Raw genomic sequence first — 3,962 nt, 5'->3', positions numbered from 1 at the left:
CTCCAACATGTTCTCCGTGTTCTTCACCGACCGGCCCGTGCGCAACTACGAGGACGCCAAGACGCAGGAGTCCTTCCGCTTCACCGCGTTCTTGTCCACCGTCGGCATCCGGATGTCCATGAGCACGACGTCCGGACGGGTGCGGTCGACGAGGGCCTCCGCCTCGGCGCCGTCGGCGGCCTCGCCGACGATCTCGATGTCGTCGGCGCCGCCCATCATGAAGGACAACCCGGCCCGCACCAGCGGATCGTCGTCGACGAGGAGCAGTCTGATCGCAGTCATGAGCCTTACGTAATCACGGCCGGGCCGGGCGGTGGGGCCGAAGCGGTCACCCCCACGGCAGCCACGCCCGCACCTCGAACCCGCCCTGCGGGGTGGGCCCGTGCTCCAGCCGGCCCCCGGCCAGGTTCGCTCTTTCCGTGAGGCCGATCAGTCCCTGCCCGGAGCCGGGGACGGGCGGCACCTCGCCCTCGGGCGGCGGGTTGTGCACGCGAACGGTGAGGCCCGTGCCCGGTTCGCCGGTGACGGTCACCCCGACCTCGGTGCCGGGAGCGTGCTTGCGCGCGTTGGTCAGGCCCTCCTGGGCGATCCGGTAGGCGGTGCGGCCGACAGAGGACGGGACGCCGGCGGGGTCCTCGACGCGGTGGTCGAGGGAGACCTTCATGCCGGCCTCGCGGGACTCGGCGACCAGGGTGTCCAGCGCCGCGAGCGTCGGCTGCGGCCGGCCCGTCTCGTCCGGTTCGCCCGCCCGCAGCACGCCGATGATCTCCCGCAGGTCCTGGAGCGCCTCGTGCGCGCTCTCCCGGATCACGCCCGCGGCCCGTGCCGTCTGTGCCGGGGGCGCGTCGGGCCGGAACTCCAGGGCGCCCGCGTGCACGCTCAGCAGCGTCAGCCGGTGGGCGAGCACGTCGTGCATCTCCCGTGCGATGGCCTCGCGGGCGAGCCGCTGCGCCTGCTCGGCCCGCAGCCGCGCCTCGGTCTCGGCGCGCCGGGCGCGGTCCCTCAGGCTCACCATGAGCTGCCGCTTGGCCCGGACGAACATCCCCCAGCCGACGGTCGCCACGGTGAGCACCATGGCGAAGGGAACGCTCACCAGGTAGGGGAGGTCCACGTCGGGGCGCACCCAGTAGTAGAGCGGCACCAGCGCCACGTTGACGCCGCCCACCCAGGCCACGTACCGGAAGGGCCGGTGCACGGCCAGGGTGAACAGGGCGATGAGGCCCGCGCCGCCCGAGGTTTCCGACAGGAAGCTGAGCGGGGTCATCGCCACGGCCAGCCCGAGCGGCCAGCGGCGCCGGAGCCAGACGGCCGCGCAGGCCAGCGCACCGATCACCTGGTCGACGACGGCCAGGCCGTGCGGCACACGGGGGTTGTGGGCGAGGGCGTCGAGGGCCAGCGCACCCACCAGGACGGCCAGCAGGAAGCAGGAGAAGTCGACGACCCAGTCGCGGGCGGTGCGCCGGGGGCGCTGCCCGGCCCGTGCGGCGCCGGGGTCGAGGTCGTGCAGGAGGGCGGACGGAAAATACCATCTGCGCCCGGTGAACAAAGCGGGCGTCTCCCCCGCCGGTACCGGGGAGGCGCGCCCCACGTCGTGACCAATCACGAGCGCCAAATCTACGCAGCGCAGGCCCGGGCGCACCCGCCCTCGCGCGGGATCGTCGACCAAAGTCGCCGCATCGCAGACTTTCGATGCCGTCGTGGCAGCGGAGCGGGGACTTCCGGCCCGGGGGGTTCGTCCCGCGGCCGATGTGCGTGGGGGGTCCGCGGGACGAGGCTGGTGGCATGAAGCAGGTACTGGAGATTCTCGGTCTCCTCGCCCTGGTCCAGGGCGTGGCGGGCCTGGTGCACGAGTTCACCGACTGGAACTGGGGCCTGGTGCAGCGTCTCGGGTTCCTCGACGGCTACGAGATCTACGCGAGCGTCACGCTGCTCGTGCTGGGCGTCGCCCTGTTCGCGGCGGCCGGGAGCCGGAAGTCCGTCTGACGTGCCGACGGACGTCCGGCCCGCGGTCTCCGTCAGGGCTCAGCAGCCGTAGTCGACGAGGTCGAACGACTCGTAGTGGTCGGCCGTGTAGTAGTCCTCCTGGTTCTGCTCACCGGTGACGATGCGTCGCGCGCCGCGGGTGGAGGAGCCCGGGGTGATGACCGTGTACTCGTGGTAGTAGCCGGACGACTTGCTCGGCAGGACACCTTCCCGGTTCTGGAAGACGGTGCCGTCCTGGTCGAACGGGTAAGGGCCGCCCTGCTCGATCAGGTCGAGCGTGTCGTGGGCCTGGGACGGCAGGTTGCTGTAGCAGATGTCACCGACGGCGGTGGGGGCCGCGTCGGCCGTGGTCGCGGAGACGGTTCCGCCGACGAGGAGGGCGGACAGGAGGGCGGCTGCTGCGCCGAGCCGGGAGGCGCGTGGGGGGAAATTCATGACGTTCATGATGACGCGCGTAGAGGCTGGCATGTCAATGACAATCCCGGAGAATTTCCTGTGAAGCCCCGTGCGTTCGCGGGGAGTTCACCCACCCACCCGGCACCCTCACCCGTCCGCCGACGCCCTCGCCTTCACCCGTCCAGCGGCGCCCTCACCCGCGCTCGGGCACCCCTCAAGCGCCCTCCGGCAGTCCGAACTCGCCGTACTCCGGGCGGCCTTTCAGGTCGTACGTCTGGACCGAGACGCCCGCGCCGGTGACGCTCCCGCCGGCGTGCTCGAACGCGGTCGGTACGGCGCCCTCCGTGAACAGCCGGAACCCGGAGCCGAGCACGACCGGGAAGGTCAGCAGGTGCAGGGTGTCGACGAGGTCGAGCGCCAGCAGGGACCGGACGAGGGCGCCGCTGCCGTGCACCTGGACCTCGCCGTCGGTGCGCTCCTTCACGGCGGCGACCTCCTCGGCGAGATCGCCGGTCAGCACCGTGGTGCCCACCCATCCGGGGTCCGTCAGGGTCGAGGAGGGCACGTACTTCGGCAGGGAGTTGAGCCGGGAGGCGACCGGGTCGGCGGGGTCGGTCACCTTGGGCCAGTAGGTCGCGAAGATGTCGTACGTACGGCGGCCGAGCAGGAAGGCCCCCGGGCGGGTGAAGACCTCGCCGATGAACCGGCCGAAGTCCTCGTCGGCGTACGGGAAGCTCCAGCCGCCGTGGGTGAAGCCCCCGCGGGTGTCCTCCTGGGGGCCGCCGGGGGCCTGGTAGACACCGTCGAGGGTGACGAAGAGGGTGGATACGAGCTTGCCCATGGCGGGTGCCTTCCTTCCGGGTCGGACGGGGTCTGCTGCCATCGGTTCAGACCTCGCCGGCACCCGCAACTCATCGCTGGGCCGTACGCCCGCTCACTGGGCGTTCGTGGAGAACAGCCCGCCCGTCGGGCCCTGCTTGTCGCCGCCCTGGGCCTTCCTCAGGGCGTTGGCGAGGCTTTCGATCGTGAGGGACTGCAGGATGACGCGGCCGTTGCCCTCCAGGGTGGCCAGGGACAGGCCCTCACCGCCGAAGACGGCGTTCATCAGACCCTGGCGGTCGAGGCCGCCCACGCGCTGGACGCCGTACTGGATGCCCTCCTCGAAGGCGACGACGCAGCCGGTGTCGACCTCGACGCGGCCGCCGAAGTCGGCCGGGTTCAGGTCGATGAAGTTCCCCGCGCCGGCGATGATCACCGTGCCGCGCCCGGTGAACTTCTCCAGCACGAAGCCCTCGCCGCCGCTCCTGCCGGTACGGCCGCCCTGGAAGGCGATGCCGAAGTCGACGGTGGACTCGGCGGCCACGAAGGCGTCCTTCTCCGCGAACCAGGCGCGCGTGCCGTCCAGTTCCAGCGCGCGCATCTCCCCGGGGAGCACGCCCGCGAAGCCGACGGTGCCCTCGCCGCCCCGGGTGGTGAAGTACTGGAAGGTGCCCTCCCCGGCGGCCGTCGAGCGGTACGTACTGCGGCACGCCGGAGCCGGGAGGCCGCATGGACGCCCATGACGCGCTGGGGCGACGGACGTT

5 protein-coding genes and 1 pseudogene are annotated in these 3,962 nt (G+C 71.9%); 1 reads left to right on the top strand and 5 read right to left on the bottom strand.

What is annotated here, in order from left to right; genetic code table 11:
* Positions 1-93 precede the first annotated feature (93 nt).
* Together ABT116_RS40610 and ABT116_RS40605 are read right to left on the bottom strand one after the other, a co-directional pair.
* Positions 94-282, bottom strand: a pseudogene (locus ABT116_RS40610) (response regulator transcription factor); the annotation flags it as partial.
* Positions 283-328: 46 nt separating this feature from the next.
* Entirely contained in the window at positions 329-1,546 is a 1,218-nt protein-coding gene (locus tag ABT116_RS40605; protein ID WP_351645098.1) for a sensor histidine kinase, read from the bottom strand.
* Positions 1,547-1,782: 236 nt separating this feature from the next.
* On the opposite strand from ABT116_RS40605, the gene ABT116_RS40600 reads away from it, so the two are divergent.
* Entirely contained in the window at positions 1,783-1,983 is a 201-nt protein-coding gene (locus tag ABT116_RS40600) for a hypothetical protein (RefSeq protein WP_351645095.1), read from the top strand.
* Between the two features lie 39 nt (positions 1,984-2,022).
* Here the strand turns inward: ABT116_RS40600 and ABT116_RS40595 are convergent, their stop codons facing one another.
* The 3 genes from ABT116_RS40595 to ABT116_RS40585 form a co-directional block, all read right to left on the bottom strand.
* On the bottom strand, positions 2,023-2,418 hold the full coding sequence (locus ABT116_RS40595; protein WP_351645092.1) for a ribonuclease domain-containing protein: 396 nt from the start codon (positions 2,416-2,418) through the stop codon (positions 2,023-2,025).
* 175 nt (positions 2,419-2,593) lie between these two features.
* Positions 2,594-3,220, bottom strand: coding sequence for a dihydrofolate reductase family protein (locus ABT116_RS40590; RefSeq protein ID WP_351645089.1), 627 nt, complete (start codon positions 3,218-3,220; stop codon positions 2,594-2,596).
* A 93-nt stretch (positions 3,221-3,313) separates the two neighbouring features.
* A partial coding sequence (locus ABT116_RS40585) for an AIM24 family protein (protein WP_351645086.1) occupies positions 3,314-3,962 on the bottom strand: 649 nt, incomplete at its 5' end.

Source organism: Streptomyces sp. NPDC002130 (genome assembly GCF_040296465.1).
Classification (GTDB): domain Bacteria; phylum Actinomycetota; class Actinomycetes; order Streptomycetales; family Streptomycetaceae; genus Streptomyces.
Note: the sequence above shows the minus strand (reverse complement) of the source record. Positions and strands in the feature narration are given on the sequence as shown.